At 72.1% G+C, this 16,027-nt stretch carries 12 protein-coding genes and 1 pseudogene; 8 read left to right on the top strand and 5 right to left on the bottom strand.

Annotated features, from left to right (window positions below):
• The first annotated feature begins 88 nt into the window (after nucleotides 1-88).
• From VZF99_RS12375 to VZF99_RS12405, 7 genes are read left to right on the top strand one after another with little or no spacing between them, the layout of a single operon-like run.
• On the top strand, nucleotides 89-1,588 hold the full coding sequence (locus VZF99_RS12375) for a lipopolysaccharide biosynthesis protein (protein ID WP_407334904.1): 1,500 nt from the start codon (nucleotides 89-91) through the stop codon (nucleotides 1,586-1,588).
• Nucleotides 1,585-2,412, top strand: coding sequence for a hypothetical protein (locus VZF99_RS12380; protein ID WP_407334905.1), 828 nt, complete (start codon nucleotides 1,585-1,587; stop codon nucleotides 2,410-2,412). Before VZF99_RS12375 ends, VZF99_RS12380 begins: the two co-directional genes overlap by 4 nt.
• A gap of 59 nt (nucleotides 2,413-2,471) precedes the next feature.
• Nucleotides 2,472-4,496: an O-antigen ligase family protein gene (locus VZF99_RS12385; protein ID WP_407334906.1), complete on the top strand. Its 2,025-nt coding sequence runs from the start codon at nucleotides 2,472-2,474 to the stop codon at nucleotides 4,494-4,496.
• The gene (locus tag VZF99_RS12390; protein ID WP_407334907.1) at nucleotides 4,493-5,740 is read left to right on the top strand and encodes a glycosyltransferase family 4 protein; all 1,248 of its coding nucleotides are present in this window, start codon (nucleotides 4,493-4,495) and stop codon (nucleotides 5,738-5,740) included. The genes VZF99_RS12385 and VZF99_RS12390 overlap by 4 nt, the downstream gene beginning before the upstream one ends.
• A complete protein-coding gene (locus VZF99_RS12395; protein ID WP_407334909.1) occupies nucleotides 5,737-6,714 on the top strand; it encodes a hypothetical protein in 978 nt (325 codons plus the stop codon). Before VZF99_RS12390 ends, VZF99_RS12395 begins: the two co-directional genes overlap by 4 nt.
• Nucleotides 6,711-7,835 (top strand): glycosyltransferase, encoded by a 1,125-nt coding sequence (locus VZF99_RS12400; protein ID WP_407334910.1) that lies wholly within the window; start codon nucleotides 6,711-6,713, stop codon nucleotides 7,833-7,835. Before VZF99_RS12395 ends, VZF99_RS12400 begins: the two co-directional genes overlap by 4 nt.
• A complete protein-coding gene (locus VZF99_RS12405; protein WP_407334911.1) occupies nucleotides 7,832-10,177 on the top strand; it encodes a glycosyltransferase in 2,346 nt (781 codons plus the stop codon). The genes VZF99_RS12400 and VZF99_RS12405 overlap by 4 nt, the downstream gene beginning before the upstream one ends.
• Nucleotides 10,178-10,399: 222 nt before the next feature.
• Here VZF99_RS12405 and VZF99_RS12410 read toward each other — a convergent pair.
• Together VZF99_RS12410 and VZF99_RS12415 are read right to left on the bottom strand one after the other, a co-directional pair.
• Nucleotides 10,400-10,645 (bottom strand): annotated as a pseudogene (locus tag VZF99_RS12410) (acyl-CoA dehydrogenase family protein); the annotation flags it as partial.
• A gap of 53 nt (nucleotides 10,646-10,698) precedes the next feature.
• Complete coding sequence (locus tag VZF99_RS12415) at nucleotides 10,699-11,700, bottom strand: NADP-dependent oxidoreductase (RefSeq protein WP_407334912.1); 1,002 nt, start codon at nucleotides 11,698-11,700, stop codon at nucleotides 10,699-10,701.
• A 194-nt stretch (nucleotides 11,701-11,894) separates the two neighbouring features.
• On the opposite strand from VZF99_RS12415, the gene VZF99_RS12420 reads away from it, so the two are divergent.
• A complete protein-coding gene (locus tag VZF99_RS12420; protein ID WP_407334913.1) occupies nucleotides 11,895-12,671 on the top strand; it encodes a glucose 1-dehydrogenase in 777 nt (258 codons plus the stop codon).
• A 10-nt stretch (nucleotides 12,672-12,681) separates the two neighbouring features.
• On the opposite strand, the gene VZF99_RS12425 is transcribed toward VZF99_RS12420, so the two are convergent.
• The 3 genes from VZF99_RS12425 to VZF99_RS12435 form a co-directional block, all read right to left on the bottom strand.
• Nucleotides 12,682-13,365, bottom strand: a complete 684-nt coding sequence (locus VZF99_RS12425; protein ID WP_407334914.1) for a TetR/AcrR family transcriptional regulator — start codon at nucleotides 13,363-13,365, stop codon at nucleotides 12,682-12,684.
• Between the two features lie 146 nt (nucleotides 13,366-13,511).
• The gene (locus tag VZF99_RS12430) at nucleotides 13,512-14,840 is read right to left on the bottom strand and encodes an ABC transporter substrate-binding protein (RefSeq protein WP_407334915.1); all 1,329 of its coding nucleotides are present in this window, start codon (nucleotides 14,838-14,840) and stop codon (nucleotides 13,512-13,514) included.
• Nucleotides 14,841-14,933: 93 nt separating this feature from the next.
• Nucleotides 14,934-16,025: a branched-chain amino acid ABC transporter permease gene (locus VZF99_RS12435; protein WP_407334916.1), complete on the bottom strand. Its 1,092-nt coding sequence runs from the start codon at nucleotides 16,023-16,025 to the stop codon at nucleotides 14,934-14,936.
• Nucleotides 16,026-16,027: the final 2 nt, after the last annotated feature.

The raw sequence follows: 16,027 nt of genomic DNA on the forward strand, positions 1-16,027 counted from the left end.
TCGGTAGCAGGAGATCGGTAAGTACACAACATCGACCGCCTGACGTGCTCAGCATTTTCTCAGTATTTGCCGGCGTTCTGGAGGCCCCATGGATCAGCCGTCCACCGCCGCCACCCCGGACACCGGGCGGCAGTCCGCGTGGAACTACGCCGTGTTCTCCCTGAGCAAGTTCTCGACCCTCATCATGATGGTCGTCCTGGCCCGGCTGCTCGAGCCCGCCGAGTTCGGCCTGTTCGCCTTCGCCCTGCTGGTGGTCAACCTCTTCGACTATGTCAAGGACCTCGGCTTCGGCGCCTCGGTGGTGCAGTCCCGCCGCCCCTGGTCCGTCATCGCCCCCACCGGTCTGCTCGTCACCACCGTGACCGGGGTCCTGGCCGTCGCCGTTCTGGTGGTGGCCGCGCCCGTCCTCGCCGAGGTGGCCGACAGGCCGGATCTCGTGTCGCCGGTCCGGGCTCTCGCGGTCGCCCTGGTGATCTCGGCGCTCGGGGTGGTCCCCCAGTCCGCGCTGCGGCGCCGCCTGGACTTCCGGGCGCGACTCGTCCCCGAGGCGGCCGGGGCCGCGGTCAAGACCGTCACCGCGATCTCCCTGGCGGTGGCGGGCCAGGGCGTCTGGAGCCTGGTCTACGCCCAGATCCTGGGGGTCGCGGTGACCACGGCCCTGTACTGGCGGGCCGGTGGTGCCGGGTTGCGGTTCGGCTTCGACCGCGGCGTCTTCGCAGAACTCCTGCGGTTCGGGCTGCCGGTGTCGGCGGTGACGCTCCTCGCGTACGGGATCTACAACGTCGACTACCTCGCGATCGGCGCGCGCGCCGGGGACGAGGCGCTGGGGATGTACACCCTGGCCTACCGCGTGCCGGAACTCATCGTGCTCAACCTGTGCATCGTGGTCAGCGACGTGCTCTTCAGCGCCCTGTCCCGGCTGCAGGACGATGCCGAGGAGCTGACCCGGCACTACCGCGTCGTGGTCGCCTGGGTGGTGGGCCTGACCGCGCCAGTGGCCCTGGGGCTGGCGGTGGTGGCCGACCCGCTCATCCGGACGCTGTACGGCGAGCGATATGCCGACGCGGCGCCGATGCTGGCCCTGATCAGCCTGTTCGCGCTCGTCTACGCCACCTCGTTCCACTCCGGCGACGTCTTCAAGGCCCTCGGGCGGCCGGGGATCCTCACCGCGCTCAACGCCGGCAAGCTCGCGGTGATGGCCGTCCCCGTGTGGTGGGCGGCTGGCCACGGCGCGGTCGCGGTGGCCGGCGTGCTGGTCGCGATCGAGCTGGTGAGTTCGGTCGTGCGACTGTGGGCGGTCACCCGGGTCACCGGCACGGCGGCGGGCCCGCTGCTCGCGTCGATCCTGCGTCCGCTGGCCGCGGCCGGGGTCATGGCGGGCGTCGTCTGGGCGCTGTCACTCGTCACCGGCACCCTGCACCCCGCGGCCGAGCTGGCCGTCCTCGTCGGCACCGGAGCCGTGGTCTACCCGCTGCTCGTGCGCCTGACCGCCCCCGACCTGTTCTCCTCCGGGGCCGCGCTGCTGTCGCGGGCCCGCACCACCACGACCGGCCGCACGCGCGCCGTACCCACAGGGAGCCCGACATGACGTCACGGACACGCCGCGCCTGGATCGTCGCCGCCACCACGGTGCTGGGTGCACTCACCGGCGCCGGGGCGGGGACCGCGTTGGCGGACGCCCCCGCCCGGTACGCATCGACCGCCACCGTCGCGGTCGTCCCCGCGGCGGGCCTTCCCGACGACCTCGCGGCCGACTTCTGGCAGGTCCTCAGCGAGGAGCAGGTGGTCCGCACCGCGGCGACCATCTACGGCAGCGAGCAGTGGGCGGTCGAGGCGGCCCGGGCGCTGGACGTGCCGACCTCGGAGGTCGTGCTCTCGGCGAGCGCCCTGGTGGACACCACGCTCGTCGAGGTCACCGTGGAGACCGGTTCGGCGGCGTCCTCCGACGCCGCGTTGGCGACGGTGCTGGGGTCGGCGAGCACGTCGGCGTCGACGATCCTGGCTCCCTTCGTCATCAGCGAGGCCGCCGTCCGTCCGGCGGAGACCGCGCGCGGGGCCTCGCCGGCGCAACTGGTCGGGGTGGCGGCCATCGCCGGCGCCCTGGTGGGGGCCGGCATCGGGCTGGTGATCAGCGCGATCGGGCGGCGCGGGCGCGGCGACGGGCCCGCCGCGGGCGGCGATGGTGCAGCCGGTGGCGGTGCAGCCGGTGGCGATGGTGCCGCGGACGAGGGTGTCGGGGCCCCGGGAGCAGACCGTGGGACGCCCGGGACCGGGGGCGACGACGACGAGGTCGGCCGCGGACCCGACCAGTGGCGGCCCGCCGACGATCTCGCCCACACCTCGACCCGGGAGTCCGCTGCGGGACGACATGCCGCGGGGCAGGGCCCCGCCGCCGGGATGGGCCCGCCGTGACCGCGGCCGGCGCGCGCCCGACGCACACGGGCCAGACGCCCACGGGCCAGTCGCGCTCAGTGCCCACCCGCCCAGAGCCCACCCGCCCAGAGCCCACCAGCTCCGGGCCGACGCCCACGGGGGTGGCGACCGGTGCCGCGCTGGTGGGCGGCGGGGCGGCGGGATTCGCGGCGCTCGCGGTGCTGGGCCTGTCGCCGGCACTCGCCGGGGCGGTGGGAGCCGTTGCGGCGGTGGCCGTGTGGTGCGCGGTCGCCCGGCCGGTGGCGATGCTCGTGCTGGCGGTGGTGGCCGAGGTCGTCAACCTGCCCGGCGTCGCGGCCGGGCTCGGCGTGCCCGGCGTGTTCCAGGCCCTGCTCCTGCTGGTGACCGTGGCGCTGCTCTCGGCCCTGCGAAACGAGGAGGCCAGGGCGCGGATCAGCAGGCCCGCTTGGTGGTTCACCGCACTGCTGCTGGTGTATCTCGCCTCCCAGGCGCTCAGCTTCCTGGTCACCACCGACCTCGCGGCCACCGTGACGACGGTCGACCGGCGGGCGGTGGATGTCCTCGTCGTCGTCGTCGTCCTGCTCCTCACCGTCGCCACCGACAGCGTGTGGCGCGTCGCGGCGGCCGTCGCGGCGCCCCTGGCGGTCCTCGCCGCGCTGACGGTGGTCAACCTCGCCCTGACCGGCGGCACGTGGGACATGCTCGGGTTCTCGGTGGTCACCCAGGCCTCCGGCGAGCTCACCACCACGGTGCGGTTCGGCGGGCCCCTCCCCGACTCCAACTTCTGGGGCCGGCACCTCGTGATCGGGCTGCCGCTGGCGGTCGCCCTGGCCCTGCGCGCCCACCGGCACCGGCACCGGGCGGCCACCTCCGGCTGGGTCGCGGCGGTGATCGCCCTGCTGGCGGGGATGTACCTCACCCAGTCCCGTGGCACGTACCTCGCGGCGGCGGTGGGGATCGCGGTATTCCTCGTGCTGGCCGACCGGGCCGTGCGCCTGCGGGGACTGTGGCTCGTGCCCGTGGGGGTCGGCCTGGCCCTGCTGCCGGGGATCGGGGAACGCTTCCTGTCACTGGTGGAGGACCTGGGCTCGGACGCCACCACCGGGGTGGACCCCTCGGTCCTCGGCCGGTCGGCCGCGCTGGAGATCGCGTGGCAGATGTTCATCGAACGCCCCCTCACCGGCTACGGCGCGGGCAGCTACGCCGGGCTCGTCATCGAGTACGCCGACCGCGTGCCCACGCCCGTGGCCGACCCCACCGACGCGACCCACAACCTCTACGCCGAGCTCGCCGCCGAGACCGGAGTGCTCGGCCTGCTCGGCTGGGCGGTGCTCGTCACCGGCATCGGCGGGCTCGTCCTGCACCGGCTGCTCACCACCCGCGACCTCGACCAGCGCCGCCTCGCCGCCGCCGTGCTGGCCGGGCTCGTGGCCTGGTCGATCGCCAGCGTGTTCCTCCACCTGGCCTACTTCCGCACGTTCGGGCTGCTCGCGGTCCTCGCGGCCGCCCTGTGCTGCCGCCCCGAACCCCACCCGAGGCGGATCGACGGACCCCGCACGCTGCGCCGGCTCGCGGGCGCCGGTGCCGTGGTGGCACTGGCTGGCCTCGCCGCCGCCGGGACCGCCTCGGCGCTTGCCACCGACCGCGCGCGGGCGACCACGCAGCTGGTGGTGACGCCGCGCAGCACGCCCGGCACGCTGTCCGCCTGGCCGATGGACGTGCGCTCCCGCGAGATCGTCATGCCCACGCTCGCCGCCCTGGTCGACCCGGGCACGCCCGACACCCGGTACCGCGGCGACCCCGTGCGCGGCCTGGTGACCGTGGACGCCACCGCCGCCGACCCCGACGCCGCCCGCGCGCTGCTCGTCGCCGCCGAGGGCACCGCCCGCGCCCGGCTGGAGGAGTTAGGCCTCACCTCCACGTTCCGGGTCGTGGCCCTGGGCGACCCGGCCGTCACCCCGGAGCGTCACCTCACCCCCGCGGCGCTGGCCGCCTGTGCCGCGGCCGCCGCGGGCGCGGGCGCGTTGGGCTGGATCGTCGTGCGTCGCCGCACCCCCACACCCGCAGCGCCACTACCCCCACAGCCGAGGAGCACTACATGACGTCACGAACGATCGTCCTGGTGGAGTTCTCACCGTCCGGGGGCCTCTTCCAGTTCGCCGTGCGCCTGGGCACCTCGCTGGCCGAACGCGGCGAGCACGTGATCCTGCTGACCGGCCCCGACCCCGAGATCCGCACCAGCGTCCCCGGCCTGGAGATCCGCTCGGTGCTGCCCACCTGGCATCCGGCCGAGGGGTCGCCCGACACTGCCGGGCCGCCCGGGTCGCCCGGTTCGGCGGGGACGGCGCGCGCTGCTGTCACGAGGGCCGCGACGCTCGTGCGCCGCGGCACCCGCGCGGCCCGGCTGGTCGCCGCGTGGGTCGTGCTGGCCGCCACCCTGGCCCGCCTGCGGCCCGACGTGGTGCTGTGGTCCAACTGGCGCTTTGCGTTCGAGCCCCTGTTCGTCGTGGCCATCACCCGCCTGCTGCCGCGGTCGACCTACGGGATCGTCGCCCACGAGCCGCTCCCCCGCTCCGACGCCCGCGACACGAGCACCCCGCGCGAGGGTCGGGCCCTGCGCGCGGCGTTCGCCGCCGCGTGGCGACGCATGGACATCGTGTACGTCCTGGGCACCTCCGCCCGCCGGGAAGTGCTGAAGAACTGGCGCCCCCGAGGCGAGGTGGTGGTGATCCCGCACGGGCCCGTCGAGGCGTTCGGCGACCACGACCCCGGCGCCTCCGCCGCCGCCACCGGCCCGGAGATCCTGTTCTTCGGCACCTGGACCCGCTACAAGGGCCTCGAGCAGCTGCTCGAGGCGTTCGCCGAGGTGCGCCGGGCCGTCCCCGACGCCCGGCTGGTCGTGGCGGGAGCGGTGAGCGCCGACCTGGACCTCGCCACCGTCACCTCGCTCGCCCACCGGGTGGGCGGGGTGGACCTGCGCCCCGGGTATGTGGACGCCGCCGATGTGCCGGGGATGATCCGCTCGGCGCGGGTGGTGGTGACCCCGTACCTGCGCGCCAGCCAGAGCGGGGTGATCCACCTGGCATACACGCACGCCCGCCCCGTGGTGAGCACCGACGTCGGCGACCTCGCCGAGGCGGTCCGCGACGGCGAGACCGGGCTGCTCGTGCCCCCGGGTGCGGTGCTGGCGCTGGCGGGGGCGCTGGAGCGCCTGCTGCTGGACCCGGCCCTCGCCGCGCGCCTGGGCGCGCGGGGCCAGGAGGAGCTGGCCGGGACCGGTGACGACGCGGCGCGGTTGGTGTCCGAGGCGCTGGACCGGTGCGTCACCGCCGGGAGCGACCGGTGACGACGACGAGGCCCCGGTGGCCGGCCAGGGCGGCGGTGGCCGGGGTCGCACTCGCGCTGGTGGCAGCGCTCGCGGTGGCCGCGGCGATGTGGGCGGGTTCCGAGCCTGCCCACCGGGCGACGGCGGCGGAGCCGTTCGCCCCCGACAGCCCGTTTCGCACCCCGGTTCCCGCCGACGCCCGGGTCGACCCCGCCAGCGACCTGGTGACCGCCCACCTCACCGGCGAGGGGCGGGTCTACGCCGGGCTGGTGGAGTTTGGCATCCCCGTCTACACCGTCACCGCCGACACCCCGCGGTACCGGGTGCAGTGCCTGCGGACGCAGTGGGGGCCCTGTCCCTTCGACGGGGTGGACACGCCGATCCCGGACGGGGCCCGGCCGCACACCGGCTCCGACGGCGCGATGGTTTTGGTGGACGAAGCGGCGCAATTATCGTACGAGTTCTGGCAGGCCGTGCGGACCGTGCCGGGGTGGGTGACCTCGTTCGGCGCGATCACCCCCCTGGCGGGCAGCGGGTGGGGTGGCGCGGCCACCGGGGCGGGCGCCTCCCGGTTGGCAGGCGTGGTGCGGGTGGCCGAGATCAAGAGTGGGGAGATCGGGCACGCCCTGGTCCTGCAGTCGGACAACACGTGCGCCCGCATGTACCGGGCGCCGGCGATCAAGACCGACGGCCGCTCGGACCGCCCGGACTGCGTACCGCAGGGCTCGCGACTCCGGCTGGACCCGGCCCTCGACCTGGACGCCCTAGGCCTGCCCGCCGCGCACCTCGCGGTGGCGCGGGCGATGCAGCGGTACGGCGGCTACGTGGTGGACCGGGGCGGGTCGCCGCTGAGCATCAGTTTCGAGCTCGCGCCGGACGCCGACGGCATCTACCCGGGCGCCGTGTACCGGCAGGCCGGCCTGGACTGGGACTACGACGGGCTCGAGCAGATCCCGTGGGACCGACTGCAGCTGCTGGAGGGGGAGACCCGATGAAGGTGCTCGTACTGATAGACGGGTTCCGGCTCGGCGGCGCGGAGACCCTGCTCATCCCCTTTGCCGCCGCCGCCCGCGAGGCCGGCGTGGAGGTGGACCTGGTGAGCCTCGTCCCGATGGAGGACGCCGCGCCCGGGTTGCTAGAGCAGTACCGGGCCGCGGGCCTGACGCCGCGCGCGGTGGGGATGCGTCGCCTGCTGCGCCCGGACGCGGTCCCGCGCCTGGTCCGGTTCATCCGTGCCGGAGGGTACGACGTGGTCCACGCCCACCTGGCGACGGCGATCACCCTCGGTGTGCCCGCCGCCCGCCTGGCCCGACGGCCGGTGGTGACCACCTTCCACACCCTGGCCCCGGTGTTCGAGGGGCGCGCCCGGCTGAAGGAACGGCTGGCGGTGCTCGCCGCCACCCGGTCGGACGCCGCACTGTTCGCCTCCCGCGCCTCCCTGGACACCTACGCCGACCTGCACTACGCGGGCCGCCCGCCGGCGAACTGGCGGGTGGTGCACAACGGCATCGACGTCTCCGGCTACGAGCCCGGACCGGCCGACCCGGCCGTGCGGGCGCAACTGAGCGGCGGCCGCGACGGGTTCCTGGCCGTGCTGCCCGCAGCGTTCCGCGAGCAGAAGGGCATCCCGCACGCGATCGCGGCCTGGTCGCGCGTCGTCGCGGAGCAACCGGGCGCGGTGCTCGCGCTGGTCGGCGGCGGCGATGAGGAGCCCGTGCTGCGGGCCGCGGTGCGCGAGCACGGCCTGGACGAGGAGGTGGTGTTCGCCGGCGTCCGCACGGACATGGCGGCGGTGTACCGCGCCGCGGACGTGGTGCTGCTGCCCTCACTGGTGGAGAACCTGCCGACCGTGCTCATCGAGGCCGGCGCGACGTGCCGGCCTGTGGTGGCCACGACGGTGGGCGGCATCGGCGAGATCGTCGACGACGGCGTCACCGGCCTGCTGTGCCCGCCCGCCGACCCGGCGGCAATGGCCGAGCAGCTCCTGCGCCTGGCCCACGACCCGCAGCTGCGAGAGGCGATGGGCGCGGCGGCCACAGAGCGGATCCGGTCCTCGTTCTCCGCCCGCGTGTGGGTCGAGCACCTGGTGGAGATCTACCGCGAGGCCGCGCGATGACCCCGACCCGCATCGACTACCTGGTCTCGCGCTTCCCTCGCACCTCGGAGACGTTCATCGTCCGGGAGATCGACGCGCTCGCGAGTGCCGGTGACGGTGCCAGGGCCAGGGCCCCGATCGGCACCATCCGGTCCCTGTTCGCCTCCCCCGACACCACCGTGCACCCGGTGGCGGCCCGCTGGTCGGGCCGCGCGTGGCGGCCGGGCGCGCGCGATGTCGCCGCCGGCCTGGGGTGGGCGCTGCGCCACCGGTTCGGGCCCCTGGCGCGGCTGCTGGGCGCGGTCGCGGTGGACTTCCGCTGCTCCCCCGCCATGCTGCTGCGCGCGCTCGCGACCCTGCTGGTCGCCACTGCGCACGCCCGGGATCTCGCCGGCACGAGCGGCGTCCACGTGCACGCGCATTACGCGACCTTCCCGCTGCTCGCCGCGTGGGCCTGCCACCGGCTGACCGGGGTCACGTACAGCGTCACCACCCACGCGCACGACATCTACGTGGACACCTCCGGCCTCGCCCGACGTTGCGCCGAGGCGCAGTTCGTGGTGGCCATCTCCCAGCACAATCTGGACATGCTACGCGGCCTGCTCGGCCCGGCCGCACCGATCGAGTTGGTGCACTGCGGCATCGACACCGCGGGCTATGAGTTCCGCCCGCGCCGGCTGCCCGAGACCGGCCCGATCCGCGCCCTGTGCGTGGCGTCCCTGCAGGAGTACAAGGGGCACCGGCACCTGCTCGAGGCGATGGCCGTGGCGGGACCGGCGACGGCGCGCCTTGAGCTGGACCTCATCGGGGACGGTCCCCTGCGCGGCGAGCTGAGCGTCCTGGCCGGCGAGCTGGGTATCGCCGACCGGGTCCGGTTCCGGGGCTCGTGCCCGGAGTCGGAGGTCGCCGCGGCGCTGGCCGCGGCGGACCTGTTCGTCCTGCCCAGCGTGATGGCCGCGGACGGCCAGATGGAGGGACTACCCGTGGCCCTGATGGAATCGCTGGCGAGCGGGGTGCCCACCGTCTCCACCCGCCTGTCCGGCATCGGCGAGATCGTGGTGGACGGCCACACCGGGCTGCTGTCCGAGCCGGGCGATCCGGCGGACCTGGCCCGGGCCGTCGAGCAGCTCGCGACCGATCCGGATGCGACCCTGCGGATGAGCCGCGCCGGCCGGGAGCTCATCAAGGAGCAGTTCGAGCTCCGACGCAGCGCGGCGGCGCTCCTCGGACTCCTCGACCGGGTCGACCCGCCGGCCGCCGCCCCTGCGGGGCCCGGGCCTGCGGAGCCCGGCCCTGCAGCCGGTGTCTTTCCCCCGCGGGAGGCGCAGTGGTGGCGGCCGCGTGCCTGGGCGGTGTATCTCCTCGCGCTGGCCGGCCACTACCTGGGCGTGGACGAGCTGGTGCGTCGGCGGCAGGGCCCGGGTCTGGTGGTGCTCATGTTCCACCGGTTCAGCGAGGTGCCGGACCCGCACCCGATCACCGTCACGCCGCGGACGTTCCGGCGGATGGCTGCGTGGTGCCGCGACCGGGGGCTGCTGGTGGACCTGGACTCCGGCCTCAGCTCGCTGGATGCGGGCCGCGCCGGGACCCGGTACGCGATCACGGTGGACGACGGCTACCACGACAACCTCCAGGCACTCGCGGCCCTGGGGGCGCCCGTGCCCGCCACGCTGTACGTGACCACCGGCCACATCGGTGGCGCGACCCTGTGGCCGTATGCCCTGTCCGATGCGATCGCACACAGCCCCCACGACTCGGTCGTGGTGGAGCTCCTCGGGCCGGACGCGGTGCAGCTGGACTCCCCCGGCGCCCGGCAGCAGGCGCTCGAGCGCCTGGTTGCAGTGCTCAAGTCTGTGCCCTTCGCCCGGTTCGACGCCGCCCTGGCCGAGGTGCTGGCCGCGCTCGGCGCTGACGTACCGCTGCGGGTCGGGGACATGCTCAGCTGGGATGACGTGCGGCGCCTGCACCGCTGGGGGGTGGAGATCGGGGCCCACACGGTGCACCACCCGATCCTGGCCAACGCCGACGACGCCACGGCCGAGGCGGAGATCGTCGGCTCGCGGGACCGGATCGCCGCCGAACTGGGTGGCCGTCCCTGGCACTTCGCCTACCCCAACGGCGGGCCGACCGACTTCGGCGGCCGTGACGTCGCGACGGTCGTCGCCGCCGGCTTCTCCAGCGCCGTGACCACCATCGAGGGGATCAACCGCCCGGACACCGACCGTTTCCGATTGTTGCGGTTCAACGTGCACGAAGACCGCTTCCGCGCCCCCACGGGCCTGCAGTCGCGGGCGCTGTTCTTCAGCTCCACGAGCGGGCTGGTGTGGTGGCTGCGGTCGAGAGGTGGCCCGGACAGTCGGTGACGGGTGGGCGGCGCTTGACCTGCCCGGCCATACTCCTCGCACAGGCAGAACGGATGCCCCACCGGGTCGAGGTACACGACGAACCGCCGGTCGGGGCTGGGCTGGTGGTCGTGCCGGCGCGCGGAACGCGGGGACGGTCTGGCACGCTCGGCGGACGCCGTCGACACGCTCCTGTCGATGCGGCGCCTCCCCGAGCACGGCCCGGGGCGCTCTTTCGGCAAGTCACGCGGTGAGATCGACAAGCGAGGCGAGATCCGTCCGGTGCGCGTCCGGAGTACCGAGCGCCAACTGGTCGGATTTCGCCCTCTTGAGCCTGGTATGAACCCAGTGCTCCCATGTCATGGCGATTCCGCCGTGCAACTGCAGCGCTTCCTCCGCGGCACGGACCGCGATGTCGGAGCACCACGATCCCGCGACGGCTTGAGCTATGCGCCCCTCGTCGCCGACCGCGTCGGGCCCGTCAAGGGTCGAGATCTGAACAGCACGCATGGAGTCTCCTCTCTCTCTTTAGGTGAACCGGCTCAGACCTTGAGCAGGAGCTTGCCGGTGTTGACGCCCTCGAACAGGCCGAGCAGTGCCTCGGGAAAGGCCTCGACACCCCCGTCGAGAACGGTTTCGGTGGCGACCAACCGGCCCTCGTCGATGAGTCCGGCGATCGCGTCGACGGCTTCCCCGTAGCGGTCCCGGTAATCGAAGACCACGAAGCCCTCCATCCGCGCCCGGAAGACCAGGAGCGACATATAGCGCCGCGGACCTTCGGGCAGGGACTCCTCGTTGTACGCGGAAACCGCGCCGCACACGACCACGCGCGCACCGCGAGCGAGGTTCGCCAGCGCGGCGTCGAGGAGTTCTCCGCCCACATTGTCGAAGTAGATGTCCACGCCATCGGGAGCCGCTGTCCGTACCTGCTTGAGCAGATCTCCCTCGCGGCGGTCGATGACCGCATCGAGGCCGAGACCACGCAGCCATTCCGCCTTCTCCTGTCCACCGGCCACGCCGATGACCCGGCACCCCCTGGCCTTGGCGAGCTGCGCCACGATGCTTCCGACCGCACCGGCGGCGGCGGACACCAACACGGTGTCACCGGGTGAGACGGCACCGACGTCGGTGAGCCCGAAGTACGCCGTCATCCCGGGCATCCCGAGCGCACCGAGCCACGTCTCCATGGGCGCGCGGTCGAGATCGAGCCGCGACACCCCGGCCCCGTCGGACACGGCGTACTCGCACACGCCGAACGTGCCGCTGACGACGTCGCCCACCGCGTAGCCGTCGTGCTTCGAGGCGGTCACCGTTCCGGCTGCAAGGGCGCGCATCACCTCACCGATCCCTACCGGCGGCACGTAAGAACGAACATCGTTGAGCCAGCCCCGCATCGCCGGATCGAGCGAGATGAGCTCGACACGAACGACGAACTCGCCCGGTCCGGGCTCGGGCACCTCTACCTCGGCAACGTCCCAGGTGCTGCTATCCGGATAACCCTCCGGGCGCTGCGCTAGTCGGACTTCCTTCGAGTACGTGGGCATGGCAACTCCTGGCGCTCCGTGGAAATGACTCTGACGACTGTCTCCACGGACGCTAACAAAGGACCCGAACCCGGATTCACATTATTGTTGAATCCGACTTCAGGTTCCGCTAGCGTCCGGAGTGTTGCGCGGCGCCGCGTCTGTTGAGCCGGTTGCCACCCCGACCCCACCCCACCCCGACCCCAAGGACGGTTATGGATCCGAAGTCCCTGTTCTCACTCGAAGGCCGCGTCGCGCTGGTGACCGGCGGTTCCCGGGGGATCGGTCGCATGATCGCCGAGGGATTGCTCGGACAGGGCGCACGGGTCTACATCTCGGCGCGGAAGGCCGAGGCCGCGGAGACCGCCGCGCGCGAACTGTCGGAGTTCGGGACCTGCGTCGCCCTCCCGGCCGACGTCTCCACCCTCGACGGAATGGAGGAACTGCTCTCCGCATTCCGATCACACGAAGACCATCTCGACATCCTGGTCAACAACGCCGGGGCGGCGTGGGGTGCGCCGTTCGGCGAGTTCCCCGAGTCCGGGTGGGACAAGGTCATGAACGTCAACGTCAAGGCGCCCTTCTTTCTCACGCAGAAGGCACACGACCTGCTTCTCGAGGCACACCGCCGAGGGGGCCACCTCGCGAAGGTCATCAACATCGCCTCGATAGACGGGATGTCCCTCAATCCCTGGGAAACGTACTCCTACCAGGCGAGTAAAGCCGGGGTCATCCATCTGACCAAGCGTATGGCCGTCAGACTCGCGCCCGAGGGGATCATCGTCAGCGCGATCTCGCCCGGCGCGTTCGCATCGGAGATGAACAAGAACGCCCGTGACAACGCCGACGAGGTGGGAACCGGTATCCCCTCCGGCCGCATCGGCAAACCCGAGGACATGGCGGGCGCGGCGATCTATCTCGCCTCCGATGCCGGCGACTATGTCGTCGGCAGCACCCTGGTGGTCGACGGCGGGGTCAACATCACCCGCTAGGACGCGACGCTCATTCCGACTGCCTCCCGAGCTCGGGAGTGGTGAGGCCCAGCGCGTTGGTCCACAATCGCGTAGCGGTCTCGACCAACACATCGATATCGTGATCGGTACCAAAGACGAAGGCTTCGCTCGCGAGCCGACCCACCATGGCGGACAGCGAGATGGCGGCGAGCCTGGCATCGACCTTGAGGTCTGCCAGACCGCGCCTCTGCAGGTCGGCGATCGCCCTCGCATTCCTCGTCACGAACGCATCGGTGCGCGCTTTGCGCATCGCACGGAAGCGCGGGTCCACCGCGGCGACCTGCTGGAGCAGCTGGTTGAGCTTGGCGTTCCGCTTATACGCCTCGAAGTACGCCCTGTTGCTGGCGAGGATGATCGCGACCGGGTCGTCGGTCTCCTCGATCCTCCCGGTTCCCGGGTGGAGCATGTCGTTCTGCGCTTCGTGTAGGACGGCGGCGAAGATCTCTTCTTTACTGTCGAACCACGTGTAGAAGCTGCCGATCGAGCACTGTGCCTCGGTGACGATGTCGACGAGCCTGGACTCCACGAAGCCGTCGCGTTCGAACACGGTACGGGCACCCGAAATGAGACGGTCCCTCGTCCGTTTACCGCGAGCCGTCTGCGGCTGGTGTCCGAGCTTCTCGCTATCCACCAGCCCGGGAACCGCAAACTCGGCGTTGTTGTCGTCGAGCATGGACACACCCTAATACCGGTCTCGACAGCAACCACCCGCAACCCGCCAGGTCGGCGGGCTGCGGGTGGTGCCCCGAGCTACCGGCCCGGCGCGCTCGGCGGACCGGACCGGTAGCGACAAGTGGATGGATGCCGCGGACCTCGGTCTTACTCTGCGGCTCCGGGGATGCCGTTGGCCGGCGGCGGGGCCTGTGGCGTGTCCACCTCCTCGATCGGGGCGTCGCCGATGTCCGTGATGTAGGTGGGTGAGATGGGCTCTGCGAATTCACCGCGGACCACCGAGATCGCCACGCCCGAGATGCCCAGGTGGGAGTCCTCGGAGTAGCGGAACGGTGCGAGCTGCGGGCCCTCGAACTCGCTGCCGCGCTCCTCGAGGACGTCGACGATGCCCTGTCGGGTGGGATCAGGGCCGGCGGCCTCAAGTGCCTGAACGAAGGTGTAGGCGTAGGACATCCCGTAGATGTGGAAGTTTGTCAGCTCGCCCTCGCCGTGCTCCGCCCACACGTCCTGCCACAACTGGGTCCACTCGTTGTCCGGCTCTTCGGTCGTCGGGAGGTAGTCGGCAGTGTAGGCGCCGTCGAGCATGGTCGAGCCGTCCTGGACCGCGCCCTCGGAGAACTCGGACAGCAGCTGGCCCACGAGCTGGGTGTCGCCACCGATGGACGCGTAGAACCAGTCGGGGTCGTAATTGAGACGCTGAGCCGCGAGCTGGCTGAGGGCGGAGTAGGCCGGCACGGTGAATCCGATGACGAAGTCCGCCCCGGAGGCCTTCAAGTTGGTCATCTGGGGCACGATGTCGGTGTTGCCCGAGGTGTAGCGCTCGACCGCGACGATCTGGTCGTCGATGATCCGCCGGACTCCGGCCTCACCGTCGCGACCCATGTCGTCGTCCTGGACGAGCATGCCCACGCGGGCGTCCGGGTGGTTCTCCTTGATCCATTGGGCCGCGATCTTCGCCTCGACCTCATAGTCGGGTTGCCAGCCGAACGTCCAGGGGCGGTCCTCGGGTTGGTCGCCCCACTGCAGGGAGCCCGAGGAGACGAAGAGATCGGGCACCTCCTCGTCGTTCAGGAAGTCGACCACGGCGCCGTGCGTCGCGGTCCCGACGCCACCGACCATGGCGAAGACCTCGTCCTGGAGGACGAGCTCGTTGACGACCGAGCTGGTGTTGGTCGGATTGTAGGCATCGTCCCGGTAGAGGTAGTCGATCTGCCGACCGTGGACGCCGCCGTTGGCGTTGACGTAGTCGAAGTACGCGGTCGCTCCGACGGGGATCTGGCTGTAGCCGGGTGCGGCCACGCCGGTGAGGGGGAAGTGTCCGCCGATTTTGACAGACTCCTCGGTGATCCCGGTCTCGGCGGTCGCGCCGTCGCCGGCACCGTCGGCGGAACGCCCACCGGCCCCGCACGCGGTGACCATGCCTGCGGTCAGGACGAGGCTCGTCACGGTGGTGACGAGTCGATACTTACGTTTCATCGGACTTGTGCTCCTTGTGTGAGGGTTCGGAAGAGGTGTTCGAGTCGGACGGTGTCATCGGACGATGTCGCGATCACGGGGTCAGGTCCGGGATCAGCGGGCGGCTGCGCGGCGTTCTCGCCCCGCCCGCAGGCGGGCACGGATCGACCCGACGATCCCGCGCGGCGCGAGGAGGATCACGATCATGAGGGTCAGGCCGTAGGCGAGAGTGGCCAGTTCCGCCGCCTGCAGGGCGGACAGTCCGAGACCGAGGCCTGCGTTGGTCGTCAGCTGGGGCAGGAACGTCAGAATGGCGGCGCCGACGAGCGCGCCGGTGAGCGAGCCCAACCCCCCGATGACCACGCCGGCCAGGAGTGCGAGCGAGAGGGTGAGGCCGAACCCGGCGGGTGCCGTGAGCCGGACCACCAGAGCCATGACACCGCCCGCCAGGCCCGCGCATCCGGTCGAGACCACGAAGGCGACCACCCGATCCCGACCGACGTTGATCCCGGCGAGTTCGGCGGCCACGCCGTCGTCACGGCCGGCCCGCCACCGCCGACCGGTCCGGCTGGCGGCCAGGTTGGCCAGGAGGAAGAACACCCCGATGAGCGCGAACCAGCCGACATAGGCGACGTACTTGGAGGAGGTGATCTCCTGCCCCGTGATGAAGAACATGACGCTGTCGAACCAGACCGGTACGTCCGGGACTCGGACGTTGAGGCCTTGGTCGCCACCGAGACTCTCGGAGAAGTAGAGGGCGATGCCCGGCACGGCGACCGCCAGGGCCAGCGTCACGCCGGCGACGTACGGACCGTGCAACCGGGCGGCGGCCACGCCGATCACCGCGCCCACCGCGATCGTGACAGCCGCTGCGATGAGGAGCACCACCGGCAGCGGCAGCGCCCGGTCGGCGTCCTGGAGGAGCAGAGCGGTGGTGTACGCCCCGATCGCCATGAAGGCGCCGTGGCCGAGGGAGAGCTGCCCGGACAGCCCGAGGAGCAGGCTCAGCCCGCCGGCGGCGATTCCGGTATAGGCCATGGTGGCCAGCTGAACATGTCGGAATGAGCCGACGGACTCGATCACGAGGACCACCAGGAGCAGGCCGACGAGGGCCAGCAGCAGATGTCGCAGCAAGGGGGAGGCGCGCAGCCGATGCCGGGCGCGGCCCAGGACGGGCGCGAGGGCGGGGGTACGGGCTTTCAACATGT

The organism is Dietzia kunjamensis, from assembly GCF_045689975.1.
In the GTDB taxonomy this organism is placed as follows: domain Bacteria; phylum Actinomycetota; class Actinomycetes; order Mycobacteriales; family Mycobacteriaceae; genus Dietzia; species Dietzia kunjamensis.